The sequence below is a fragment of the Acinetobacter sp. 24-47-39 genome, from assembly GCF_056783825.1.
Window position 1 is genome coordinate 69,037 of sequence record NZ_JBWYIP010000014.1, and the last position, 25,864, is coordinate 94,900.

At 39.0% G+C, this 25,864-nt stretch carries 27 protein-coding genes; 13 read left to right on the forward strand and 14 right to left on the reverse strand.

Going from position 1 to position 25,864, the window contains the following annotated elements:
- Positions 1–100: 100 nt before the first annotated feature.
- The 3 genes from AC1M9C_RS12695 to pnuC all read right to left on the reverse strand — a co-directional run bounded on the left by AC1M9C_RS12695 (position 101) and on the right by pnuC (position 2,540).
- Positions 101–1,234, reverse strand: coding sequence for a GGDEF domain-containing protein (locus tag AC1M9C_RS12695; RefSeq protein ID WP_481953829.1), 1,134 nt, complete (start codon positions 1,232–1,234; stop codon positions 101–103).
- Positions 1,235–1,590: 356 nt separating this feature from the next.
- Positions 1,591–1,857, reverse strand: coding sequence for a hypothetical protein (locus AC1M9C_RS12700; RefSeq protein ID WP_092766902.1), 267 nt, complete (start codon positions 1,855–1,857; stop codon positions 1,591–1,593).
- A 101-nt stretch (positions 1,858–1,958) separates the two neighbouring features.
- Positions 1,959–2,540, reverse strand: coding sequence for a nicotinamide riboside transporter PnuC (gene pnuC, locus AC1M9C_RS12705; RefSeq protein ID WP_481953830.1), 582 nt, complete (start codon positions 2,538–2,540; stop codon positions 1,959–1,961).
- Between the two features lie 173 nt (positions 2,541–2,713).
- Between pnuC and AC1M9C_RS12710 the strand changes: the two genes are divergently transcribed.
- Both AC1M9C_RS12710 and AC1M9C_RS12715 read left to right on the forward strand, forming a co-directional pair.
- Positions 2,714–3,505 carry a crotonase/enoyl-CoA hydratase family protein gene (locus tag AC1M9C_RS12710; protein ID WP_481953831.1) on the forward strand — a complete coding sequence of 264 codons (792 nt, stop codon included), beginning with the start codon at positions 2,714–2,716 and terminating at the stop codon, positions 3,503–3,505.
- Between the two features lie 22 nt (positions 3,506–3,527).
- Positions 3,528–4,427: an alpha/beta hydrolase family protein gene (locus tag AC1M9C_RS12715; RefSeq protein WP_481953832.1), complete on the forward strand. Its 900-nt coding sequence runs from the start codon at positions 3,528–3,530 to the stop codon at positions 4,425–4,427.
- Positions 4,428–4,435: 8 nt separating this feature from the next.
- Here the strand turns inward: AC1M9C_RS12715 and AC1M9C_RS12720 are convergent, their stop codons facing one another.
- A complete protein-coding gene (locus tag AC1M9C_RS12720) occupies positions 4,436–4,885 on the reverse strand; it encodes a hypothetical protein (protein WP_481953833.1) in 450 nt (149 codons plus the stop codon).
- Positions 4,886–5,237: 352 nt separating this feature from the next.
- Between AC1M9C_RS12720 and AC1M9C_RS12725 the strand changes: the two genes are divergently transcribed.
- The 3 genes from AC1M9C_RS12725 to AC1M9C_RS12735 all read left to right on the forward strand — a co-directional run bounded on the left by AC1M9C_RS12725 (position 5,238) and on the right by AC1M9C_RS12735 (position 7,765).
- Positions 5,238–5,438, forward strand: a complete 201-nt coding sequence (locus tag AC1M9C_RS12725) for a hypothetical protein (RefSeq protein WP_481953834.1) — start codon at positions 5,238–5,240, stop codon at positions 5,436–5,438.
- Positions 5,439–5,707: 269 nt separating this feature from the next.
- Positions 5,708–6,772 carry an aromatic ring-hydroxylating dioxygenase subunit alpha gene (locus tag AC1M9C_RS12730; RefSeq protein WP_481953835.1) on the forward strand — a complete coding sequence of 355 codons (1,065 nt, stop codon included), beginning with the start codon at positions 5,708–5,710 and terminating at the stop codon, positions 6,770–6,772.
- Positions 6,773–6,823: 51 nt separating this feature from the next.
- Positions 6,824–7,765 carry a PDR/VanB family oxidoreductase gene (locus AC1M9C_RS12735; RefSeq protein ID WP_180028002.1) on the forward strand — a complete coding sequence of 314 codons (942 nt, stop codon included), beginning with the start codon at positions 6,824–6,826 and terminating at the stop codon, positions 7,763–7,765.
- A 50-nt stretch (positions 7,766–7,815) separates the two neighbouring features.
- On the opposite strand, the gene AC1M9C_RS12740 is transcribed toward AC1M9C_RS12735, so the two are convergent.
- The 3 genes from AC1M9C_RS12740 to mhpT form a co-directional block, all read right to left on the reverse strand.
- On the reverse strand, positions 7,816–8,505 hold the full coding sequence (locus tag AC1M9C_RS12740; protein ID WP_035269117.1) for a GntR family transcriptional regulator: 690 nt from the start codon (positions 8,503–8,505) through the stop codon (positions 7,816–7,818).
- A gap of 126 nt (positions 8,506–8,631) precedes the next feature.
- Positions 8,632–9,090: a MarR family winged helix-turn-helix transcriptional regulator gene (locus tag AC1M9C_RS12745; RefSeq protein ID WP_092766907.1), complete on the reverse strand. Its 459-nt coding sequence runs from the start codon at positions 9,088–9,090 to the stop codon at positions 8,632–8,634.
- 64 nt (positions 9,091–9,154) lie between these two features.
- On the reverse strand, positions 9,155–10,387 hold the full coding sequence (gene mhpT, locus AC1M9C_RS12750; RefSeq protein WP_481953836.1) for a 3-(3-hydroxy-phenyl)propionate transporter MhpT: 1,233 nt from the start codon (positions 10,385–10,387) through the stop codon (positions 9,155–9,157).
- A 271-nt stretch (positions 10,388–10,658) separates the two neighbouring features.
- Here mhpT and AC1M9C_RS12755 point away from each other — a divergent pair, with 271 nt between their 5' ends.
- The 8 genes from AC1M9C_RS12755 (at position 10,659) to AC1M9C_RS12790 (ending at position 19,830) form a co-directional block, all read left to right on the forward strand.
- Positions 10,659–11,492 carry a p-hydroxycinnamoyl CoA hydratase/lyase gene (locus tag AC1M9C_RS12755; protein ID WP_035270071.1) on the forward strand — a complete coding sequence of 278 codons (834 nt, stop codon included), beginning with the start codon at positions 10,659–10,661 and terminating at the stop codon, positions 11,490–11,492.
- A 49-nt stretch (positions 11,493–11,541) separates the two neighbouring features.
- Positions 11,542–12,993, forward strand: coding sequence for an aldehyde dehydrogenase (locus AC1M9C_RS12760; RefSeq protein WP_481953837.1), 1,452 nt, complete (start codon positions 11,542–11,544; stop codon positions 12,991–12,993).
- Positions 12,994–13,071: 78 nt separating this feature from the next.
- The gene (locus AC1M9C_RS12765; protein ID WP_481953838.1) at positions 13,072–14,958 is read left to right on the forward strand and encodes a feruloyl-CoA synthase; all 1,887 of its coding nucleotides are present in this window, start codon (positions 13,072–13,074) and stop codon (positions 14,956–14,958) included.
- Positions 14,959–15,030: 72 nt separating this feature from the next.
- Positions 15,031–16,170, forward strand: a complete 1,140-nt coding sequence (locus tag AC1M9C_RS12770) for an acyl-CoA dehydrogenase family protein (protein ID WP_481953839.1) — start codon at positions 15,031–15,033, stop codon at positions 16,168–16,170.
- Positions 16,171–16,218: 48 nt separating this feature from the next.
- The gene (locus AC1M9C_RS12775) at positions 16,219–17,472 is read left to right on the forward strand and encodes an OprD family porin (protein WP_481953840.1); all 1,254 of its coding nucleotides are present in this window, start codon (positions 16,219–16,221) and stop codon (positions 17,470–17,472) included.
- Between the two features lie 52 nt (positions 17,473–17,524).
- Positions 17,525–18,058 carry a DUF3237 domain-containing protein gene (locus tag AC1M9C_RS12780; RefSeq protein WP_481586546.1) on the forward strand — a complete coding sequence of 178 codons (534 nt, stop codon included), beginning with the start codon at positions 17,525–17,527 and terminating at the stop codon, positions 18,056–18,058.
- A gap of 22 nt (positions 18,059–18,080) precedes the next feature.
- Positions 18,081–18,467 carry a PaaI family thioesterase gene (locus AC1M9C_RS12785; protein WP_481586547.1) on the forward strand — a complete coding sequence of 129 codons (387 nt, stop codon included), beginning with the start codon at positions 18,081–18,083 and terminating at the stop codon, positions 18,465–18,467.
- A 13-nt stretch (positions 18,468–18,480) separates the two neighbouring features.
- Positions 18,481–19,830 (forward strand): MFS transporter, encoded by a 1,350-nt coding sequence (locus tag AC1M9C_RS12790; RefSeq protein WP_481953841.1) that lies wholly within the window; start codon positions 18,481–18,483, stop codon positions 19,828–19,830.
- Positions 19,831–19,949: 119 nt separating this feature from the next.
- Here AC1M9C_RS12790 and pcaG read toward each other — a convergent pair whose 3' ends face one another.
- The 7 genes from pcaG to AC1M9C_RS12825 form a co-directional block, all read right to left on the reverse strand.
- Positions 19,950–20,579 (reverse strand): protocatechuate 3,4-dioxygenase subunit alpha, encoded by a 630-nt coding sequence (gene pcaG / locus AC1M9C_RS12795; RefSeq protein WP_092766915.1) that lies wholly within the window; start codon positions 20,577–20,579, stop codon positions 19,950–19,952.
- A 14-nt stretch (positions 20,580–20,593) separates the two neighbouring features.
- Complete coding sequence (pcaH, locus tag AC1M9C_RS12800) at positions 20,594–21,319, reverse strand: protocatechuate 3,4-dioxygenase subunit beta (protein WP_092766916.1); 726 nt, start codon at positions 21,317–21,319, stop codon at positions 20,594–20,596.
- 35 nt (positions 21,320–21,354) lie between these two features.
- On the reverse strand, positions 21,355–21,753 hold the full coding sequence (gene pcaC, locus AC1M9C_RS12805; protein ID WP_035269644.1) for a 4-carboxymuconolactone decarboxylase: 399 nt from the start codon (positions 21,751–21,753) through the stop codon (positions 21,355–21,357).
- A 47-nt stretch (positions 21,754–21,800) separates the two neighbouring features.
- Complete coding sequence (locus tag AC1M9C_RS12810; protein ID WP_481586556.1) at positions 21,801–22,583, reverse strand: alpha/beta fold hydrolase; 783 nt, start codon at positions 22,581–22,583, stop codon at positions 21,801–21,803.
- Positions 22,580–23,938, reverse strand: a complete 1,359-nt coding sequence (gene pcaB, locus AC1M9C_RS12815) for a 3-carboxy-cis,cis-muconate cycloisomerase (protein WP_481586549.1) — start codon at positions 23,936–23,938, stop codon at positions 22,580–22,582. Before pcaB ends, AC1M9C_RS12810 begins: the two co-directional genes overlap by 4 nt.
- Before the next feature lie 62 nt (positions 23,939–24,000).
- Positions 24,001–25,206 carry a 3-oxoadipyl-CoA thiolase gene (gene pcaF, locus AC1M9C_RS12820; protein ID WP_481953842.1) on the reverse strand — a complete coding sequence of 402 codons (1,206 nt, stop codon included), beginning with the start codon at positions 25,204–25,206 and terminating at the stop codon, positions 24,001–24,003.
- A gap of 23 nt (positions 25,207–25,229) precedes the next feature.
- On the reverse strand, positions 25,230–25,864 hold a 635-nt coding region (locus tag AC1M9C_RS12825; protein WP_481953843.1), incomplete at its 5' end, for a 3-oxoacid CoA-transferase subunit B.

Sequence of the window (25,864 nt, forward strand, 5' to 3'; positions counted from 1 at the left end):
TAAATCAAATATTTGATTAATAGTCAAACAATCTTAAAGCATTTCAAGATGAAGTAAAACTGATTTAAATGACGAATTTGTGACCTGATAATTTTACGGCTCAAGTTTCACTTTTTTGTATGACATCAGCATCCTGAAGTTCGTAGTAGTGTCTAACCTGATTACGACCACGTTTTTTTGCCAGATATAATGCTTGATCTGCATGACGAATCACTGCTTCTTTATTTAAATTAAATTCAGAAATGGCTATACCAAAGCTTGCTGTCACTCTGATCGTCGTACGTTCATCGATATAAAAGAGCTCATTTTCAATTTCTTTGCGACACCGCTCTGCGACCTCCATCGCAGCTCTGAGGTTTTTATTCTGCAACAGCATCACAAACTCTTCACCACCAAATCGCCCGACAATATCTGTATCACGTATATTTTGACGTAGTACATTGGCAACACGCTTTAAGACGTTATCTCCGATATCATGACCATAATTATCATTAATACTCTTAAAATGATCAAGATCTAACAGAATGAGAGCAAATTTTCGTTCTTGTAATTGAATTTCATTGAGTTCTAAACCTATTTTTCGACGGTTATAAATCCCCGTAAGCGGGTCCATTTGACTCATTAAATTAATTTGTTTTTCTCGATTTCTCCATTGCGTCAACAAAATTTCAAACAATACAAAAGTCGCAAAAAAAATAGGCACGTAAAAATAAAGTTGTGAATAAACCCAGAATTCATTAAATACCATGACTGAATAATTGAGCTGATCACTAAAGACTGGTGCGTAGGTCATATAACCCAATGCACTACTGACAATTGCAATGAGCATATATACAGTGACTGGTAAAAAAAGCAGATACACAATCTTGCGTTCAAATAAAACCAGACCAACTGTTAAAATACTGATAAATCCCGCAACGGTAGCAGGGCTACTGATACCAACTGAATAGCCACCATAAATAAAGCTCACGGAAAATACTAAAATAATAAAGTAAGGTAAATATTGTCTCACCCACTCTTTATGACGCCATATGACACAAGGAATAATCAGTAAGAACTGTATTACACAGCACAGCAACATCCGTGATAAGTGAAAATAATAATAATCAGGATTGAGCCAATGATGTAATGCAGGATGATGAAATGAAAATAAATACCATGCAATCCAGGTGATATGTGCAAGTCCGCCCAATACCATAACCAGAATACATTTATTTAAGTTACTCCAATTCATCAACACACTTTGATTCATAAATGAATGAAGTGTATAGGTGCGAAAAATCCGATTGAATAGTCTTAACATAATGAACTAACTCAATAGAAACAGCTCATCAAAATAAACTATTTTTTCATTTAACTTTGTAATCATTAAATCTATTTCACCCCTACAAAATATAGTGAATAAAATCACATATTTTTTATTATAATTGCACTTATTATCACAATCTAACCTTAAGATTAGGATTTATCAAGGTTTTTTACCATTTATTCTATTTTTTTTTAAAGCTTTTTTTGCTTAAATCCAGCTAACGATACGCTCAAGCATTTTAATTTGACTCAGCTAAAAATTGCTAAGCACACTCCTAACTCTTAGAGATCGAGTTCTCGATAAATAACTTTAATTTCTTGTGCAATGTGAATACTGACTTGATGATGCAAATATTGAATCAAAATATCAAATTGCTCTGCACCATCGTCTAATCCTGTACAAAAATATTCAGTATGAGGAGGAAGTGTTTTTAACCACTGACTTTGATAAAAATCGGCAACGGATTCAAAATTAAGATAACGGTGAGGATGCTGTTGTAATGATTTTACAAATTGCAGAAATCGAGCTTCCCAAAAGTGGATAATCATACATTTAAAGTCTATTGGTTAAATTCAATTTCATAGTTACGTCGATCTGCTTTATTTTGCAGATCAAATCATTTAAATCAATGTCCAAGGATGTGAATCTTTCAAAGTGAGTGGACGGTTTGCTGTTGAACTTGATATTTTTTCTTCCACTGAAGATAACCTAATAAGGCTAAAACAATAAATGCGCCATAAAGACCAGCCGTCAAATATAGATCTTTATACATAAACATCATCACATAGATGATATCCACCGCGATCCAAGCAGGCCAAATTTCCAAATATCGTTTTGACGTCCAATATGTAATGAGCAAACTCAAACTCGCCAATTGAGCATCTAAATAAGGAATGGAAGCATCAGTAAAATAATCCAAACCTAAACCAAAAATAAATCCTGCCAACATTGTAAAAAACACATGTTTGATAATTCTCAACCCTTGAATACGATTGATGGCAAGTTGCTCTTGCTGTTTAAACTGAGCTTTCCATATCCACCAACCATACAGACCTAAACCAATAAACACGCATTGCAATATCGTTTCACCATAGAGTTGATAGTCATAAAATAACTTTGCATATAAGCCATAAGCCACGAGATTCACAGGCCAACACCAAATATTACGGCGAATAGTGAGGGTTACACCCAATACACTCATCAATACTGAAATAATTTCTAAAAGGCTCATACACTACGTAAAATGATCGTGGTTTATTTGATACGCCTATCCTAACGCATATTGAATGGCACCATACATGATTCTTAACGAACACGAATTAGCACTGTTCAATTTGAACTGTACAGTTTTGACCTAACCATTAAAGTCCTCTAAAAATAGAATATCCTCAATGGAAAATAATAATGATGAATACAACTCAAATGACCAGAATAACTATTGAAATTCGTAATCATCTGATGCTGATTGGTTTAAACCGTGCTGCGAAGCGCAATGCATTTGACAGTCTTATGATTGATGAACTTTCACAAGCACTTACCACCTACGAAGACCAGACCGATTTACGCTGTGCTGTCATTTATGCACTTGGAGAGCACTTCACGGCAGGATTAGATCTGGTTGAACTTCAGCCGCGTATGTCAGATGGTATATTTTCGGAAGATATGAACCTGATTAACCCATGGGGCACGACTGGTCGTAAACGAAAAAAACCAGTCGTTGTCGCTGTGAAGGGGTATTGTTTTACTGCGGGAATCGAATTGATGTTAAATGCGGATATCTGCATTGCCCATCAAAACACCCAATTTACTCAACTTGAAGTGCAACGTGGCATCCTCCCCTTTGGCGGAGCAACTTCACGCTTCGTTAAAACTGCAGGTTGGTCTAATGCAATGCGCTACTTATTGACGGGGGATTTTTTTGATGCTGCAACTGCATATCGACTTCATTTAATTACCGAAGTAACAGAACAAGATCCGCTTGACCGTGCCATTGAACTTGCCGAATCCATCGCTTCAGCTGCTCCACTCGCTGTTCAAGCCACATTGACGGCTGCTCATGAAGCGATTTCACATGATGAACAGTACGCTTTTAATCAGTTAAAGACTCATCTTCTTCCACTAATACAATCTGAAGATGCAATCGAAGGTATGCGAGCAATGAGCGAAAAACGTCAACCTCGCTTTAAAGGTCAATAGTTCAATATCGGGAAATATAGACATGCAAGCCATTCCAAATGTGAACCAGATGCCAAGAAGCATCAATAAAACTCAAGTTCAGTTTCCTGCCTTAGATAACTATATGCTCACCGGCACTCGCTACCTATCATCTGGTGTGAAGACTGTTGCACGTATTATTGTGGCTTCAGCCACAGCTGTTCCCCAACCTTTTTATCGCAGATTTGCAGAGTATGCTGCAGAACGTGGTTTTGAAGTGCTAACCTTTGATTATCGTGGTGTGGGGGCATCATCTCCAGCACAACTCAAAGGTTTTAAAATGAGTTATTTGGATTGGGGTAAACTTGATCTCGCTGGTGCCATTGAATACTTTTCTAGCGATACTTTCCCCTTATTTGTGACTGCACACTCTTATGGTGGTCAAGCCTTGGGACTTACCCCTAATCATCATCAAGTCAGTGTCATGTGTTGCTACGGCACAGGTGCAGGTTGGGCAGGATATATGCCGTTCAAAGAAAGATTCAAAGTATCCGTGATGTGGAGCATTGTGTTTCCACCCATTGTCGCAGTCACAGGTTATTTACCTTGGAGTAAATTCAATATGGGCTCTGATCTACCTTTAGGGGTATATAAACAGTGGCGTCGTTGGTGCAAAAATCCGTTATATTTTTTCGCTGACCCAGAACAACAGGATTTAAAAGCACAATATGCAAGTGTTAAAACTAAAATTTATGCTGTTTCAGCATTAGATGATGATTGGGCTCTCCCAAATTCGAGGCAAGCCTTTATGCAACATTATCGTTCTGCTGATATGCGCTACATTGATATCACAGCCAAACAGTATCAAATGCCTGCAATTGGACACATGGGATATTTCAAAAAAGGCGCAGAGAAAATTTGGGATGACATGCTCCAAAATTATCTCAATTTAGTTAATGATTAAGTTCTAAATTACTGAATGAAGTCAGATTGATGCTCTACCCCTTGTGCGTCAGTATGTCGATACATGATGCCATATTGACTCACATAGTATTCAAGGGATTGATTGCGATATTCCCATAAAATCGACCACTCACCTAAATCAAATTGATTGATCTGACATAAAGTTCGTGCTGGCATCTTGTTCAAAAACTCATATTGAATTTGCTGTGCAAACTTGATATCTCGATGATTTACACGTTTCTCAAACAGTAATTTTGCAACCTCATCAAACATACGAATATCTTCGACAGAATCTGTATCATACACCAAGCGCGCCGGCTGGCTGAGATCAGTAGGCTTGAGGAGTTTTGTTAAATCAAAGTGCCTCTGCGTATTCCCCATAATCAATTTAGGTTGTAATAATAGTCGCCATACGGCATAGCAACTGACCAAAGCAAAACACACCACGATTAGCATCATATTTTTTACTCATTCCGATGATTATTCATTGAATCGTTCATTACAGAAATGGTTATTTCTTTATTTTTATTGTTAATTTTCTTGGTGTTATTAAGTTTTAACTTTTAAAATATTAACTTAAAAACCAGTAGAGGGATGGCACGAAACGTAACAACTCATTTCAAAATCCACATGTTATGTAAACCGTGTAAATCTAGGTAATTTTACTCAATCAATATCAATTAAAAGGATATTGAAAGGTCTCATTAAAATTGAGTTTAAAATCTTAGTGTTCTAAATCATTACGACATGTTTTGTCGTTTAAATTTATCCGCATCTACACTATTCATTTCTCAAATTTTATAATTTAACCATGAACTATTCCCATAAACGCAAACCCATTACCAGTACATGGCCAGTTGAGCATGACTGCTTCCTCATTGAAAACAGTCATCTTGAACTCGAAGCATTGCAACAGACGCTGCCATATTCTGCTCAAGAAATTCAAAATCGCCAAGAAATCTTGGGGCTCACGAGACGTCGTCGTCAAATGAAAAAATTAGGTCAATTTTAATTTTCTAATGAAGCTAAAAATTAAAATGCCAATAATCGATCGAGTTTAAGCATTTTTTGTTTAATGAATTAACCCTCGTCCCCCTCTCTGACAATGAATCAATTTCGCCATATTCTTGGATGGTGATGTGCCATTATTTTTGCTCAACAATAATTATTATTTAAATGCTCCCTCAAAAATGGATCCAAAATATTTATTTTTAAAGTTTATTATTGACTTTTTATCTAAAAAATAGAATTATTGGATCCAATTGATAAGGAGATCAACCCATGTTTGTAAAAAATGCTTGGTATGTAGCGGCACGACCTGAAGAAGTACAAGATAAGCCTTTAGGAAGACAAATTTGCGGTGAAAAAATGGTTTTTTATCGTGGTAAAGAAAACCAAATACATGCCGTTGAAGATTTTTGCCCACATCGCGGTGCACCTTTGTCATTAGGCTTTGTTGAAGATGGTCAACTGGTCTGTGGTTATCATGGGTTAGTGATGGGATGTGACGGTAAAACGGTTTCTATGCCTGGGCAACGTGTACGTGGCTTTCCTTGCAATAAAAGCTATCGCGCAATTGAAAAATTTGGCTTTATTTGGGTATGGCCAGGAGACCAATCGCTTGCAAGTGAAGATCAACTCCCAACTTTAGAGTGGGCTGAAAATCCAGAATGGGCCTATGGTGGTGGACTATTCCACATCAACTGTGATTACCGTTTGATGATTGATAACTTAATGGATCTCACCCATGAAACATATGTTCATGCAAACAGCATTGGTCAAAAAGAAATTGATGAAGCTGCACCAACCACTCGTGTTGATGGTGACCATGTTGTGACTGAACGTCATATGGAAAACATTTATGCACCTCCATTTTGGCAAATGGCTCTAAAAGGTAATAATCTCGCTGCAGATGTCCTAGTAGACCGTTGGCAAATTTGTCACTTTCATGCACCTAGCAATGTTCATATTGAAGTTGGTGTTGCCCACGCAGGGCATGGTGGTTACAACGCACCGGAAAATAAAAAAGTGTCTTCAATCGTTGTAGATTTTATTACCCCCGAAACGGAAACGTCTCACTGGTATTTCTGGGGAATGGCTCGACACTTCCAACCCGACAACATCGAATTAACTAACCAAATTCGTGAGGGACAGGGCAAAATTTTCTCGGAAGATTTAGATATGCTTGAACAACAGCAACAGAATTTATTGAGACATCCTGAACGTAAATTGCTAATGCTGAATATTGATGCAGGCGGTGTTCAATCTCGAAAAGTAATTGACCGCTTGATCAGCTTAGAGCAAACGAATGATGAGCAGAAAATTACAACTTTGAATGTTGTTTAAAGTAAACCCACATTTTATCAGTTTTTCATTTTACCAAGGAGCGATACTCACATGGATGTGACTATTCAGAAGATTTATCGTCATAATGAACACATTTTATCTTTCGAACTGGTAAACACCCATGGTGAATTATTACCAGCTTTTCAAGCCGGTGCACATATTGATGTGCACTTAGGTAATCAATTAATTAGACAGTATTCTTTGGCAAATTGTAGTTCAGAGCAGCACCGTTACGTCATTGGTGTCCTGAATGATCCTTTATCACGTGGTGGTTCTAAATTTATTCATGAACAACTTCGTGAGGGTCAGCAGCTCAAGATTAGTGAACCACGAAATTTGTTTGCCTTGGTTCCTGAGACAGAATATGCATATTTGTGTGCAGGTGGAATCGGTATCACTCCTATCTTAGCAATGGCTAAAGAGCTTAAACGCAATAATCAGTCCTTCCAATTACTGTATTTTGTGAAAACGAGAGCTTCTATTGCATTCCAACAAGATTTAGAGGCTCTAGGAGATTCCGTCCACATCCATATTGATGATGAACCTGAAACACATATTCTTTTGAATACAGTCTTTGCCTCTCCTCATATCGATCATCATATTTATGTATGTGGCCCAGATGGTTTTATGAACTATGTGATCCATACCGCAGATACGCTCTCTTGGCCTAGTCATCAAGTACATAAAGAGCATTTCAGCGCACAAGCTATTGATACCAGTCAAGATGGCAGTTTTGAAATTGAGATTTTAAAAACAGGGCAACGTATTCATGTCGCAGCTGATCAATCTGCAGCACAAGCTTTAGAACATGCTGGAATCTGTATCCCTTTATCTTGTGAACAAGGTATTTGTGGCACTTGCTTAGTAAATGTAGTTGAAGGTGAAATTGATCACAGAGATATGTATTTAACTGAAGAGGAACAAGCTGCAAATGATCAATTCACACCTTGTTGCTCAAGAGCCAAATCTCAACGAATTATCATTGATGTTTAATTTGGATCGATAGATTTTCAAGTGTAGCCCTTCATTAATTGAAGGGTTTTTTATATAGACCCATCTGTATGAAATATTGAACGCATAGTCTCCCCTAAAGTAACCACATGACTATGCTCACGCATTAAACTTTCAGCGCGTGCTGAGTCTTGTTGCTTTAATGCATTGAATATTGAGCAGTGTTGGATATGCGCATATTGCAAACGACGAATTTCAGACAGCGCATTATTTTTATCATAAGTCAGTGCTTGTGCAGATGCCATAGGTAACTGATTGTTTTTACTGAGTGCTTGCACAATTGCGACATTATCCGAGCCTTGAATAATAGTATTGTGAAAAATAGTGTTGTAATGATGGTAGGTTTCTAAATCATCGCTTGTTAATTCTGGTTTATTGAATATGGAATCAATTTGCGTAATACAATTCAAAAGTGTTTGATGTTGATCTAACGTCATGCCTTTTTCAGCAAGCGTTTTTGCAGCAAGACCTTCTAAAACGCCACGTACATGCAACGCATCATGAACTAATTTGGATGAAATTTCTCGAACAGTATAGCCTCGAGTTGGATTTTTAACGAGTAAGCCTTCTTGCTCTAAAAGCCGAAAAGCCATTCGAATGGGTTGACGCGATACACCTAGCATTTCAGCAGTCGGAATTTCAGCCAAACGAGAACCTCCTGCAATCTCCCCAGAAATAATCATTTTGCGAAGTTCAATTAACACTTGCTGCCCTGAAGACATATAACTACTCAATTTTTTTGATCATGATTGATCCTAACGAGTCAGATTTGGAATATCAATCTCTGTTGACTTAAAGGACTCTTTTAGGCCGTAAATTCACTATTCTATTTTTAATAACTGAGGTGATTATGAGTTCGTATCATCAATATTTATTTTTTGAAGATTGGTTGCCATTAACTCTAGATTGTTTCGAATTAAATAAGCTAAATGGATATCTACCCCATCTAACATTTTTTGTTCTATCTCATTAACAATGTTTCGACATTGTTCGAGTTTTTCAAATCCTTTAGGCGTTACATTAATTAAAATTCTTCGTCCATGTGAGGGATCTGAAGCTCTACTGATCCAATCCTGGTTTTGTAAATCTTGTAGAATTTTATTGGTAGATTGCGGTTTAATAAATGAACGTTCTGCAAGTTTTGCATTAGATAGATTGCCTTTCGCAGCGATAACTGACAATGCTGTAAACTGAGATAAGGTGATATCTAAGTCTTTTAAACGTTCAGTTAAAAGTTTACTCACAATACGATCAACCCTTGCAATTATATAGCTCAGTGTCGGAATCGAATGATTAACTTCTGACATTTTATATTCCTTAATAGATGAACAAAAGTATGACTACTGTCGTAATCATACTTTTAACATATGTTTAACGTGTAGTTATATTTAGAACAGCATCAGACTGCTCTGCTCGTGGCTTGCGTACAAGCATTAATGCCGCAACAGCTGCAAATAAAATCAGTGGAATACTTGCACCAATGACCATTGCTGAACTAGAACCTAATGACAGTAGCATGCCAGCAAATAGGGGCCCTGCAAAAGATCCTATACGCCCTACTGCGACTGCAGCGCCTACACCCGTGCCACGCATTTCTGTTGGATAGAACATCGCTGCCAATCCATAGAGCGCTGATTGGCCACCTACAATAAATAGACCACAACCCACAGCAGACAATACAAGTAAAGCAACAGTTGGAGACATTGCAAGACAGCACAGTGATAACAAGATGCCAATATATATAAATTTAATTACAGTACTCATGCGAATCTTATCAAGTAAAGTTCCCATGAGAATCGACCCGAAGATACCACCGATGTTGTAACCAATTTGAACATAGTTCGCTTCTGTTTTTCCTAAACCTTGTGCACCCATCAATAGTGGCAACCAGTTGAGTAAAAAATATAAAACAACTAACGTAAAGAAAAAACTGATCCAAATTTGAATCGTGGAAAAACGCCGTTCTTTTGCAAACAACACTTCAAAGAATGGGGTAGAAGTTTTATTCTTCGTCGCTGTTAAATAGTCTTTAGACTCCGGCAAATACTTCATTAGCAAAGGGATTAAAAGAATTGGAGCGAAGCCACCAATGTAGAAGATATGTCTCCATTGCGCATCACCAGCTAAACCCATTGCCACGAATGATGTCAACATTCCACCAAATGGAATACCGCTATACATAATACTGACTGCAATGCCTTTATGTTTCTCTGATACTGCCTCAGATGCCATGGTGATCATCATTGGTAAAGCGCCACCCATCCCTAAGCCAGTTAAGAAACGAATGATTAAAAGCAGTGTATAATCAGAAGCATATGCCGTTAGAACTGACATCACTCCAAAAATTAAAATACTGGTCAATAGAACTGCCTTACGCCCAATTTTATCAGCGAAACGACCTCCTAATAATGCACCAGGTAAAGTACCCAAGATTGCCGCGCTAAATGCCCATGCCATTTGAGTATTATCTAAGCCAAACTCTGCTCGCATCCGTGGTGCTGCTACGCCCATTGATTGAAGATCGAAACCTTCAAATACAGCGATAGCGAAACACAGTACGAGTGTAAGCGTAGCTTTAGTCTTACTACTTACACTTTGTTCCATTTTTTATTGTCCCTTTTAGAGCTTTTAAAATACTTTTAAAAAAATACACATCCTATGTATTGCCTCCGTCCAGGCAACCCAAAAAATATCACCCAAACTTATAAAATAATCAATATTTTTTTTTAAATAAAATTCATTTAAAATATTATTTTATTAAATATCAATATATTATAAAAATTTTATAAAAATTCAAAAAAAACACTTGTATGTAAGTTTAACTGATATTATCTTAATTTCATCAGGACATAAAACAAACACTAAGGAGCTTATCATGTCTTATCAAAATCGCTGGTCCACTGTAGATGTAAAAGTTGAAGCTGGCATTGCTTGGGTCACTTTAAATCGCCCAGAAAAGAAAAATGCGATGAGTCCAACCTTAAATAAAGAAATGATTGATGTACTTGAAACGCTTGAACTCGATCCAGAAGCAGGTGTTTTGGTACTCACTGGTGCTGGGGATTCTTGGACAGCAGGTATGGACTTGAAAGAGTACTTCCGTGAGGTTGACAGCCAGCCAGAAATTTTCCAAGAACGAATTCGTCGTGATGCATCACGTTGGCAATGGCATTTACTTCGTTTTTATTCAAAACCAACGATTGCAATGGTCAACGGCTGGTGCTTCGGTGGTGGATTCTCACCACTAGTCGCATGTGATCTAGCCATTGCAGCAGATGAAGCTACATTTGGCTTGTCTGAAGTGAATTGGGGAATTCCTCCAGGTAACTTAGTGAGCAAAGCTATGGCTGATACAGTTGGTCATCGTGCTTCTATGTACTACATCATGACAGGCAAAACCTTCTCTGGTGTTGAAGCTGCAAATATGGGCTTAGTAAACAAGAGCGTTCCACTTGCACAATTACGTGCAGAAGTAACTGAATTGGCAAATAATTTGCTTGAAAAGAATCCAGTTGTACTGCGTACTGCGAAGAATGGTTTTAAACGCTGTCGTGAGCTGACTTGGGAGCAAAACGAAGATTACTTATACGCCAAACTGGATCAATGCAACTACCGTGATGATGAAGGTGGTCGTGCACAAGGTATGAAGCAATTCTTGGATGACAAAACAATCAAACCGGGTCTTCAAACTTATAAACGTCCTGCTTAAGCAGAATCTACTTTTTTCGTCATGATGGACATGTAAGGAAACATTCACCATGCAAAACGTACAGTTACTTATTCACGGCCAATCTGTTGCAGCAAGTTCAGGACAAACTTTTGAAAGAATCAGTCCAATTAATGGCTCAATCGCATCAACGAGTGCAGCAGCGACTTTAAGCGATGTTGATCGTGCAATTGAGTCAGCGCATGAAGCATTCAAAACTTGGTCTGTTCTATCACCAACAGACCGACGTTTAAAATTGCTTAAAGCTGCAGATTTGATGGATCAAAAAACTGAACAGTTTATTCAAACTGCAATACATGAAATAGGTTCAACTGCGACGTGGTATGGCTTTAATGTCCATCTTGCTGCCAATATGCTGAGAGAAGCAGCAGCCATGACTACACAAATTGATGGAAATATTATTCCATCAGATGTTCCTGGCAATATCGCTATGGGTGTTCGCGTTCCATGTGGTGTCATCGTTGGTATGGCGCCGTGGAATGCTCCTGTTATCTTAGCCACTCGTGCCTTAGCGATGCCTCTGGCTTGTGGGAATACAGTCGTACTTAAAGCATCTGAAGCTTGCCCTGCAACACATCGATTAATTGGGGAAGTACTTCATGAAGCAGGTATTGGCGATGGTGTTGTCAATGTCATTACTCATGCCCCGCAAGATGCTCCACAGATTGTAGAGCGTTTAATCAGTCATCCATTGACTAAAAGAATTAATTTTACAGGTTCAACGCATGTAGGTCGAATAATTGCAGAAACTGCAGCGAAATACCTCAAACCAGTGTTACTGGAACTTGGTGGCAAAGCACCGGTCATTGTATTGGAGCAAGCGGACCTGGACGAAGCCGTTAATGCCATCAGTTTCGGCGCTTTTTTCAACCAGGGACAGATCTGTATGTCGACAGAGCGTGTTCTTGTGGATGAAAAAATTGCAGACCAATTCATCGAAAAATTGATCAATAAAGTTCAGAATATCAGAGCAGGAAATCCACTTGAGAGTCAAGAACCTCTGGGCGTTCTAGAAAGTTTAAAAGCAGCAACAAGAATCAAAAATTTAATTGAAGATGCACGTGAAAAAGGTGCATATTTACCACTGGGTTTAAGCATTGATGGTGCTATGATGCAACCTACTATCGTAGTTGACGTCACTAAAGATATGCAGATTTATGCCGAAGAATCTTTTGGTCCTGTGTGCACCGTTCAACGTTTTAAAACTGTTGATGAAGCAATCGATTTAGCAAATGACTCAGAATTTGGATTATCTGCAGCAGTTTTTAGTCAAGATTTATCCCTAGCTCTAGATGTTGCTAAACGTATCGAATCAGGTATTTGTCATATTAATGGTGCAACCGTTCATGATGAAGCGCAAATGCCTTTTGGTGGTGTGAAACAAAGTGGTTATGGACGATTTGGGAGTAAAGTCTCAGTTGCAGAGTTCACTGAGCTGCGTTGGATCACCATGCAAACCAAAACTCGTCACTACCCTATTTAACGAACATTTCAAAGAGTTGACATGAAGTCAGCTCTTTTCGTTGGAAAAGAATAGCTAAAAATACATGGAGTGAAAACAATGTCGAATATGACGGTTCATACGCATAAATATCCTGAGCGATTTGTTAAATTAGGCAGTCACGAGATTGAGTTTCAATCTAAAAATGGCACTTTGTATATTTCCCCAAAAGAACAACTTAAACCATACCCACAAAAAATTACTGACCGTTTAATTCAATATGCTCAAACTCATCCCGATCGTGTATTCGCAGCAAAACGTGGTCATGATGATGAATGGATTAAGCTTACATACGCAGAAACATTAGATCGAGCATGGCGTATTGCACAAAGTTTGAAACAGTATTCACATCTTTCAACTGAACGTCCTATTGTCATTCTATCTGGAAATGATCTAGAGCATCTTACTTTGTCAATGGGAGCAATGCTTGCAGGGATTCCATTCTCCGCAATTTCTCCTGCCTATTCACTTATTTCTAAAGATTTTGGCAAGCTCAAACATGTGTTTGATGTTCTAACGCCAGGTTTGGTTTTTGCTAATGATGGTCAAGCTTTTGCTAAAGCGATTGAACATTGCTGTGATACAGATGATATTGTGATAGTTACGAATTCTGGAAAATTTGGTGAGAAAAATTGCCTTGCTTTCTCTTCACTCCTCTGCTCTGAAATTAGTGATATTAAAGATCATTATGAGACCATTGATGAACATCAAATAGCGAAATTTCTATTTACATCTGGCTCAACTAAAATGCCGAAAGCGGTACCTACAACGCATCTAATGCTATGTACCAATCAACAGATGCTGCTTCAGACCTTCCCTGAGTTTGAAGAGACCCCCCCAGTATTAGTTGATTGGTTAGCATGGCATCATACTTTTGGTGGCAGTCATAATGTAGGAATCGCATTATATAACGGCGGCACAATTTATATTGATGACGGCAAGCCAGTTCCAGGAAAGATGGAAGAAACCATCAGGAATCTTAAGGAAATTGCACCTACTGTGTATTTAAACGTTCCTAAAGGATGGGAAGAAATAACCGTAGCTCTTGAACGAGATGCTGAGTTACGCGAAAAATTTTTTAGTCGAGTTAAAATTTTGTTTTTTGCTGGTGCTGCACTATCAGAAGCTGGTTGGAACAGACTTGATCAAATCGCGCAGTCACACTGTGGAGAACGTATTCGTATCATGAGCGGTTTGGGGATGACTGAGACTGCACCATCATGTGTGTTTACAACTGGTCCCAAAGTAATGGCTGGGTTCATTGGATATCCAGCTCCAGGTTGTGAAGTGAAATTAGTTCCTTATGGTGACAAACTTGAGTTTTGTGTTCGTGGTAAAAATGTCATGAAACATTACTGGCGTCTGCCTATGGAACAACAAGCTAATATCTTTGATGATGAAGGCTTTTATCGCACTGGGGATGCAGTGAAGTTAGTGGATCCATCCGACCCGAGTCAAGGACTCATGTATGATGGCCGTATAGCTGAAGATTTTAAGTTGAATACAGGTACCTTTGTCAATGTTGGAACTTTACGCAATAAAGTTCTCATTATAGGTAATCGACTTATTCAAGATGTATGTATCACCGGTTCTAATTTAAGTGCGATTGGTTTTTTAATATTTCCCAAAATTGCAGATTGCGCTGAGTATGCAGGATTAGATTTAAGTCTAGTGGATACTAAAGAGGTGCTTCTACACCCTAAAGTTCAACAGTGGTTTAAGCAGTTTTTAATTGATTTCAACAAAGATGCGACAGGTAGTTCAAACACTGTTTCAATGCTTTACCTCATGATTGAACCTCCACTTCTTGATGCAGGAGAAACCACTGATAAAGGCAATCTCAATCAAAGTGGTATCTTGAAACGTCGCATAGCAATGGTGGAAGAGTTATACGAAAAAAACATCAATAATCCACTCATTATTCGCATTCCAACCCTTAGAAATTAACTCAACTTTTTTATTCAGCAGCGTTTAGTCAAACGCTGCTTAGACAGTTGCATTCAAAATTAGGATAACGCTATGCAGAAAGATAGTGATTTTGAGCTGTTTCGGGACAATTATCGACGCTTCCTAGCAGAGTTTGTCGCCCCATATTATGAGTCATGGGAAGAGCAAGGACTCATGCCTCGACAAGTATGGGATCAACTTGGACAAAATGGATTTTTATGCGTCGATGTGCCTGAACAATATGGAGGTTACGGCGCACCGATATATTATTCACAAATGATCGTTCAAGAAACTGCTCGAGCGGGCTTCTCTGCGTTAGCCGTTGCAATCGGTGGTCAGAGTGAACTTGTTTCACCCTATATCCAGAATATTGGAAGTGAAGATCAAAAACGATATTGGTTACCTAAAATGGTATCCGGTGAAGTTGTTACAGCTATTGCAATGACTGAAGCCAATGCAGGTTCAGACCTACAAGCCATCCGCACTCAAGCCTTATTAGATGGCGATCATTATGTAGTGAATGGTTCAAAAACGTTTATATCGAATGGTCAACATGCAGATCTCATAGTTTTAGTTGCTAAAACTGATCCTCAAGCAAGAGCTAAAGGTATTTCGATTTTATTGGTGGATGCTCATTTAGATGGATTAAAAAAAGGTCGTGGTCTAAAAAAAATTGGACTTCAATCTCAAGACACTGCCGAATTATTTTTTGACCAAGTCAGAGTTCCTAAAGACCAATTATTAGGTCAGGAAGGTCAAGGCTTTAGCTATCTCATGCAAGAACTTCCACGTGAGCGTTTGAGTATTTCTCTCATGGCATTAGGCGCTTTGCAAGGTGCTTTAGAAATTACTCAAGAATATGTCCTCGAACGTAAAGCTTTTGGACAATCAATTGCACAATTTCAAAATACTCGTTTTGTAATCGCTCAAGCCAAAATTAAAACTCTAGCAGCCGAAGCCTTTGTCGAAAAATGTAAGTCGCTTTATCAACAGGGAGTATTGGATGTAAGCGAAGTTGCGGCATTGAAATGCTTCATCACTGATACCCAATGTGAAGTCATTGATCAACTTCTGCAATTGTTCGGGGGATATGGATACATGCGGGAATATCCAATATCTCGATTTTATGTCGATGCACGTGTTCAAAAAATTTATGGGGGAACCAATGAAATTATGAAAGAAATCGTTGCAAGAGAACTTTTAGGAAAATAACACAAAGATTACCTCTATGTATTAATACTATTTCAGGATGAAATAAAGATGAAAAAATTATGGATCACACCACTTCTATTATGTACCGCTCCAGCATTTGCAAATAATTTTATCGACCAAAGTAAAGTCGAATTAACTGCACGTAACTTCTACTTTGACCGTGACTTTAAAGTTGAGAATAGATACCCCGCATTAAGAGACTGGACACAAGGATTTATCTTTAAAGCGCAATCTGGATTCACCGATGGAACGATTGGTTTTGGTTTAGATCTATTAGCGACTGCAGGTTTTAAACTGGATGCTGATGCTAAATATGGAGGCACAGGAAACTTAATTCGTTCCTTGGAAACCAACGAGCCTGCAGATCAATATGGTGAAGTTGGAGTCACTTTAAAAGCTAAAATTTCTGAAACCGAGGTACGTATAGGGACCCTTCAACCCATGACTCCTGTTTTAGTCGGCTCTCCAGCACGACTTTTACCTCAAACGTATCGAGGTGTTGCAGTTCAATCTAAAGATATTCAAGGTCTGGATCTCCAAGCATCCTATATTGATGAAGTCAATCAACGTGATTCTACAAATTATGAAGCTATAAAAATCTCTGGAGTAAATGGTCGTTATATTTCTGAAGAAACAGATTATTTGTATTACTTAGGTGGACATTATGACTTAACTAATAATCCATTGCGGTTGACTGCATTTCATATGGATGTTAACGACTTATATCGCCAATCGTTGTTAGGCATAACCTATAAATATCCAATCTCTAATCAATCCACTTTTACAACCCAGTTGCGTTACTACATTAGCGATGAAGATGGGACTGCTAAAGCGGGTTTAGTTGACAATAATTTACTTCATAGCCATTCAGAACTTCAACACCAAAACCATAAGTTTATCTTTTCTACATTTCACCACTTTGGAGATACTGCTTTTCCGTACTTAACAGGAGGAGAAACTGGACTAGCAATTGATACTTGGACTGGTGAGTTTTTGAATGCGAAAGAGCGTGTTTATAGCCTGCGTTATGAATACGATTTTAAAGACTATATTCCAGGTCTTCGTTTTATGACCCGCTATACCCATGGTAGCAATATTTACGCACCACAGTTGGGTGGTACAGATTTTTCGGAAGATGAATTGGATTTTGATCTGGCTTACACAGTTCAAAATGGTCCACTAAAAAATTTAGGTTTACGCGCGCGTTACGCGATCTACGATAATGATATGCCAATTACCGCCAATATTAAGCCAGCCAATGAAACTCGTATCAATATTGATTACACGTGGAAATTTAAATAATAACAAAAGGGTTCTTCACTGAGGAACCCTACCCTCTCTAAGGATAATAAGTATGAAATATTTAATCGGCTTATTGGTCTATACCACCAGTGCATTAAGTTTGGCAAATACCCAATATTCACCACAACCCATAAAACTTGAACCCCTTGCGACATTCAATGTTGAACTCACAGCCCCAGTTTGGGAATTAGGTAAAACTTCAGATTTAGGGCAAAGACGCATAATCCCAATCACTGGAGGAACTTTTTCTGGACCAAGTTTGAAGGGGCGTATTCTTAACAATGGTGCAGATTGGCAAAAGGTCGATAGCAAAGGTTTGGCATATATAGATACGCGCTATTTATTAGAAACTGATGATGGTGCTCTGATTTATTTACAAACTAAAGGTTATCGCCATGCTTCACCACAAGTACTAGAACAATTAAGTCGTGGCGAAGATGTTAATCCCACTCAGTATTACTTCAAATTAACCATGCAGTTTGAAACTAGCTCAGAAAAATATGCATGGTTAAATCAGACAATTGCAGTTGGAAGCGCAATGCGTCTCGGAAAAGCCGTGATCTATGATGCATTTGCAGTGAAATAAATATTAAAAGGAGTACTTTTCAATGGACGAACAAGTTTTATCTAATTTACCCCCTATTCATCATTTATTGGGTGGTCATCAACTTCAGTGGGACAAGGAAAAGCGAGTAATTTCAGTTCAATATATTGCTCTTGAAAGTTTTACCAATCCTAGGGGAAGTGTTGAAGGAGGCATGATCTGCGCCATGCTTGATGATGCAATGGGAATTTTAGCTGCCTTAAATCAAACAGAAAAACCAGCTGCCACAATTAATTTAACAATTGATTTCTTCAGACCATGTGAAGTTGGTGAAGTATTGGCAAAAGCGTGGTTCATTAAAGAAGGACGTAAAATTTTAAGCCTTGAGAGTGAAGCTTGGCAGCATGGAAAGTTAGTGGCAAAAACCAGTGCTGCATTTATGGTTCTATAAGGATTAAAAAAGAATGGATATCTTAAAATTAAAGGATTGTGTCGATAATGACAAAATAAGTTCATATCAAAAATTCGTCGTTTTTTTCTGTTTTATTTTATACATTATCGATGGATTCGATTTCATGATAATGGCTTATTTGGCAAGTTCAGTTGCCAATGAGTTTTCATTAACTGGTACTAATATAGGAACTTTAATTAGTGCTGGTTTAATTGGTATGACCGTCTGTTCATTTTTACTTGCACCTCTCGCAGATAAAATCGGTAGACGTAATTTAATTAACCTTTGTCTATTATTCTGTGGTCTGAGCATGTTTGCATCTGCATTTGCCACCGATTTTAAACAATTGGTTCTGTGCAGATTTTTCACTGGTGTTGGTATTGGTGGTGTTCAAATCAGTGCTATGATTTTGGCCAGTGAATATTCTCCGACTAAATATAAAAGTTTTAGTGTTGGTATATTATCTGCCGGTTATGGGATTGGAGCAATTAGCGGAGCACTACTTGCTGTATATAGCTTAGAAAGTATCGGTTGGAGACAAGTATTTCTAATTGGTGGATTCGTTACTACATTTGCTTTTCTTTGCTCATTAAAATTTTTACCAGAATCGATCGATTATTTATTACTAAAACAACCAAAACATGCTTTGGAAAAATTGAATCAAATTTTCTCTAAAATGCATAAAAAACCAATTCTCACACTCCCTAAAGCATATAAAGAAAATCAAAAGTCTTCTTACGTAGAAATATTTAACCACAAGTATTTAGTTAAATCCCTTGTATTATGGGTTTCTATATTCTTTATTCTTTTTGGTTTTTATTTCGTGATGGGCTGGACACCTAAAATTCTCAATAGCTCTGGTCTAGATAACTCACTATCTATTAAAACTGCCATGATGATCAGCGTGGGTGGTATTTTAGGTAGTTTTATCATTGGTGTTCTTAGTTCTAAAGTCAGCGTATACATCAATCAAATTGCCTTTTTAATCCTCACGTACGTATGTATTTTATTGTTTGTGAACAATACAGATAATTTAAATATATTAATTATCGTTGCCACAACGCTAGGATTCTTTATTAATGGCTGTTTAGCTGGAATCTATGCCATTTCTACACAGCTCTATGAGGCAGATGTACGATCAACAGGCGTGGGGATTGCAACTGGTGTTGGTCGTTTTGGTGGTATTTTCTCTCCAATCATTGCGGGATACTTTTTAGACTTAGGGAACTCGCCTTTAGAATTGTACGGAAATTTTGGTTTTGCATTTGTTTTAGCGGCTATTGCCATTTTGATCATCTATAAGTTAAAACAAAGATCCGTAGTAAATACACCATATGTCGTTTTACAAAAAGAGCCTCAATAATTTATGCTCACGGATATATAACTTTGTATTTTTAAGATAAGTTGTTTCATCAAAATCTATTGATAGAAACAACAAAAGGTCAGTGAAATCACTGACCTTTTTAATTTCTTGTTCAAAGTTTAAATATCAAAGAATACAGTTTCATTTTCACCTTGAATACGAATATCGAAACGATAAACGATCTGACCATCACGCTCTTCACGCTTAGCAATGAGTGTTTGACGACGTGGCGCCCACTCAATACCATTCAAAATTGGGTCTTTCGCATTCGCTTCAGCTTCATCCTCGAAGTAAACTCGAGTATGTAAACCTAAATTGATACCACGCGCAAAAATAACCAGCGCGATATGTGGTGCTTGCTGTGAACCCTTACGTCCAGGAACAGCACCTGGTTTGATCGTATCGAAGCTCCAAAAACCAGTGTCAAAATCCGCACCCGCTCTACCCCAACCTAAAAAGTTTGGATCTGGCTGCTTCCCTTGCGTATCCTGCTGACTTGGATAAACACCATTGGCATCAGCTTGCCAAATTTCTACGAGTACATCGCGAAGTGGTAAACCCAAACCGTCAAAAACTTGCCCTTCGAGGCGAATACGTTCACCTTGAGTGCCATCTTTCACCATTTGATTATTGAAGCTATGCTCAAATACTTCTATACCAGCTTGATTAGGCATTAATCCAATATGGACATATGGACCACCTGTTTGAGATGGTGTTTCATGTAATTCTTCAAATTTCCAGCCATTCATCCTGATGCTCCCTATCAAGTCAAATCATTTTCAAAATATGTCGCACGACGACCACGTAAAGTAATGTCAAAACGATAGCAACGACTATCTGCTTCAATAAAGTTGCTCTTGTCTTCGAGCGCAATTAAAGCTCTTCGCTGTTGTTCTGAAGGAACAGTTTTTAAAATTGGACAGCTATCAATTAATGTATCGCCTTCAAAATAAAACTGGGAAATCAAACGCTGTGCCCAGCCATCTGCCATCACAGAAAAATGGATATGTGCTGGACGCCACTCATTGATACGGTTACGCCACGGATAAGGTCCTGGTTTTATCGTTCTAAAAATGAAGAATCCATTTTCATCTGTGAGCATTCGACCGCAACCACCAAAGTTAGGGTCCATAGCTCCCACATACTGATCATTTGGATGGCGATAACGTCCTGAGGCATTCGCTTGCCATACTTCAATCAGAGCATTTTTGACAGGACGACCAAATTGATCACGTAAATAACCATGAATAATGACGCGTTCACCAACAGGTAAACCATCTTTTGCATAATTTAAAATTAAATCATTGTCTTTAGGACCCAATAAGTCTGCGCTAAAGTGAGGTGCAGTAACCTCGGTTAATGTTTGCGCAATCGAAATCAGTGCATTTTTCGGGGAACGTAATACACTGGTTTTATATCCCGGTGCATATGCTGGTGGATGATCATCTGTATTTCGCTGTGCATAAGCACCCATCAGAATTTGAGACATGAATCTCTCCTTATTCAATTTAAAATATCGTCCGTTTATTTAATTTTCTCAGGCGAAATGCCTAACTCTGCAAATACTTCTTCTGCCATATGCATTGCAGCATTGGCTGCAGGAAGTCCTGCATATAAAGACGCATGCAAAAATAATTCTTTAAGATCATCTTTAGTAACGCCATTGTTGAAACAAGCACGAATATGCATTCTGAGCTCTGCTTCACGCCCCAATGCAAGTAAGATTCCAATCGTCACCAAACTACGTGTATGTCTTGGCAATCCTGGTCGTGACCAAACCTCACCCCATGCAAAACGACTAATGAAGTTTTGAAAATCAGCATTAAATTCATTTAAATTTTCAAGTGAACGCCCGACATGAGCTTCACCCAAGACTTCAGTACGGACTTCTAGCCCCTGCTTATAACGTTCTTCATCATTCATGAGGTTGTTCCTCTTTAAAATTGAAATTATTTGATGTTCAGATGTGCTTAAGACTGAATAAAAGCAAGCAATGCTTGGTTAAATTCAACTGGTCGCTCAATATTGGATAAATGCGATGCATCTATGACTGTAAGTTGACAGTCAGGTATATGTTGTTTTAAAAACTCACCATCATTCACTGTGGTCACAGGATCTAAGCCGCCACATAATGCCAAACAAGGCACAATAATTTTTCCAAGTTGATTGCGTAAATCCGTCTGAGCTAAAGCACGACAAGAGGCTGCATAGCCTTTAGGCTGAGTGACAGACAAACTCTGAATGGTTTTTTGAGCTGTCACATCGTGTAAATAATCAAACTGTTCACTAAACCAACGCGTATGTGTAGTACTGACGATATCAGCCAAACCATTTTGTTCAACCGCACCTGCACGACTCAACCATGCCTCGGCATTTCCAATTTTTGCTGCTGAATTTGCAATCGTAATAGAGTTAAAACGCTCTGGTGCAATTATGCCTAATTGAATCCCAGTAACTCCCCCCATGGAGATACCACAAAAATGCGCTTTTTCTATAGAGAAATGATTGAGTACATCAAGTACATCATTGGCCAAATCAATGATTGTAGTATTTTCAATGACACTACTTCTTCCATGACCACGTGTGTCATAGCAAATCACATCATAATCTTTGGAAAAATAATCAATTTGGGCTTGCCACATGCCATGATCAGTGCCCAGTGAGTTTGAAAAAATGATGCTTGGTTTTGTATCGTCACCAAAACGATAGACAGCAAGCTGCTGACCATTACGATTATTGATTAATATCATTATGGTGTACTTCCTTGAACGCTCTCTAGTACCGCATCTATTTGTGCTTGAGTATTTCCTAGATAATGTTGCGGATTAAAAATCTGACGGAGTTGATCTAGATCAAAAATAGCTAATATTTCTGGATTATTTTGTACAACATCGAGTAAGTGTCGTTGTTCGGCAACTGCTTGCTTACAAGCAGCTTCCACAAGATGATGTGCATTCAATCGCCCCATCTGAGGTGCGAGTGACATCATCAGTGCTTCAGCCATGATTAATCCTTGCGTGCACTCTAAATTTCTTAACATATTTTCAGGATCTACTTCTAATCCCGTAAATACATCGATTGCTCTACTTAAACTACCCGCCGTCAGTTGAAATAACTCTGGTAACGCTAGCCATTCAGCATGCCATGCACCTAAACTTCGTTCATGTTCTTGTACTAAGCTTTGGTAGATACTTGACATTAATGCAGGGACGCGATTTGCAGCAGCTAGAATTGAAGCAGCTGCAACAGGATTACGCTTATGAGGCATCGTCGATGATCCTCCACGCCCAGCACCACTCGGTTCAAACACTTCTGCAATTTCTGTTTGCATCATGAGTGACCAGTCACGGGCCATCTTGCCCAAGTTTCCTGTAATCGTTGCAAGTACATGTGCAATTTCGGCTACACGATCTCGCTCCCCATGCCATGTACATACGGGTGTATTTAAACCAAGTTTTTGTGCATAGGTACTCACTACAGCCGAACCATATCCAGTTAATGAAGCTAAAGTACCTACCGCACCACCTAACTGCGCTGTTAAGACATGTTGCTGTAACTGCTTAACACGCTTTAAATCTCGATCTAAACTAGAGAGCCACCGTGCTGTTTTATGTCCAAAGGTAAGCGGTAAACCTTGTTGCAACCATGTACGTCCAATCATCACCTGATCACGGTATTGAATCGTCAGTTTTTTAGTTGCCTGAATAGCTTGAATAAGTTGCTTTTCGATCAACTGTAACGCATCTTGAGCTTGCAGCATAAAGGCCGTATCAATGATATCTTGGCTGGTCGCACCCCAATGCACATAACGGGAAGCATCTTCATTGATTTTTTTTACAGCAGCAGTGAATTGCTTTACGAATGGAATTGCAATATTGCCAGCGAGACCACTGGACTGTGCCAAATGATCAAAATTAATAATGGAATGAATTTCTTGTGCTGCAACACGTTGAATCGTTTCAGCAGCAATTAAGGGAATAACACCAACTTCAGCTTGAGCTTGAGCCAGTACAACCTCTGCACGCAACATATATTTTACGAGTGCTTCATCACTAAATATGATATTCACATCATTCTGATAAAACAAACTTGCATATAACTGACTCATAACTTATCCCTATTACGCTTCATCATGTTTTTCACCATAAAGCGTCTTTCCAAAAATTGCTGTTAAACTTTTTCAATAATTAAAGCGATACCTTGACCCACACCGATACACATAGAGCACAATGCATATTTGCCACCAGTTGCCTCTAGTTGGTTGAGAGCAGTCGTCACCAAACGCGCACCTGATGCACCCAATGGATGACCCAGTGCAATTGCACCACCATTTGGGTTTACACGTGCATCATCGTCGGCTAAACCTAGGTCACGTGTACACGCCAATGCTTGTGCTGCAAACGCTTCGTTCAGCTCAATCACATCCATTTGCTCTAGTGTTAAACCTGTTTGAGCCAGTAACTTTTTAATCGCAGGTGCCGGACCAAAGCCCATAATGCGAGGTTCAACCCCAACGGTGGTTGCACCAATCACTTTGCCACGAGGTTTTAAACCATATTTTTCTACAGCTGCATCAGAAGCAATCAGAATCGCAGCAGCACCATCGTTAATCCCTGATGCATTACCTGCGGTTACTGTACCGTCTGCTTTTACAACAGGTTTTAACTTGGTTAAGGCTTCTAAAGTGGTTGAGGCACGAGGATGTTCATCTTTTGCCACCACAACCGCATCACCTTTACGCTGTGGAATAGTCACAGGCACGATTTCTTGATCAAAGAAACCGCGTGCTTGTGCAGCAGCCGTACGTTGTTGGCTGGTTAAAGCAAATTGGTCTTGATCAGCACGGCTAATATTGAACTGTTCAGCCACGTTTTCAGCCGTTTGCGGCATGGTTTCAACACCATACATTTCTTTAAGCTTCGGGTTGATAAAACGCCAGCCCATGGTGGTGTCTTCAATCTTTTGACTACGACCAAATGCACTCTCAGATTTACCCATCACAAATGGGGCACGCGACATAGATTCAACACCACCTGCCACAATCACGTCAGCTTCGCCTGCTTTAATGGCACGCGCGGCCATTGCTACGGTATCGAGTGATGAACCACATAAACGGTTTACTGTGGTTGCAGGTACTGTATAAGGAATACCTGCTAAAAGCGCCGACATACGACCGACGTTACGATTATCTTCACCGGCTTGGTTGGCACAGCCAAATAACACGTCATCGACGACATTCCAATCCACAGAAGGGTTACGTTCCATTAACGCTTTTAATGGCACTGCACCTAAGTCATCCGCACGGACAGGGGCTAAACCACCGGCATAACGACCAAAAGGCGTACGGATGGCATCAATGATGTATGCGTTTTTCATAGTGTAAGATCCTAAAACCAGTCTTAAGCCTGAGTGGCATCAATGAGTTTGGCACCCGTCATCGATTGAAGCTCTTCAAAAGATAAGCCTTCAACTTTCTCAATGACTTTCATGCCATCTGCCGTCACATCAATCACACAAAGGTCCGTATAAATGCGGTCCACACATTTCAAACCTGTCGCAGGATAAGTCAGCTCAGCAACGATTTTAGGCTCGCCTTTTTTCGTCACATGATCGGTGGTAATAAAGACTTTTTTCGCACCCACGGCTAAGTCCATTGCACCACCCACAGCAGGGATGGCATCAGGTGCACCGGTATGCCAGTTTGCAAGATCACCATTTTCAGCGACTTGGAAAGCACCCAAGACTGCGATGTCTAAATGACCACCACGCATCATTGCAAATGAATCACCATGATGGAAGAAAGCTCCGCCTTCTAGCAGGGTTACAAACTCTTTACCGGCGTTAATTAACTCAGGGTCACGGTCTTCTTCCGCAGGGGGTGGACCAAAGGCCAATAAACCATTTTCAGAATGTAAAAAGACATCTTTGTCAGCAGGTAAGTAACTCGAGATCTTGGTCGGTAAACCAATGCCAAGGTTGACATAAGCACCATCAGGAATATCTTGTGCAACACGTTCAGCAATTTGATCACGGG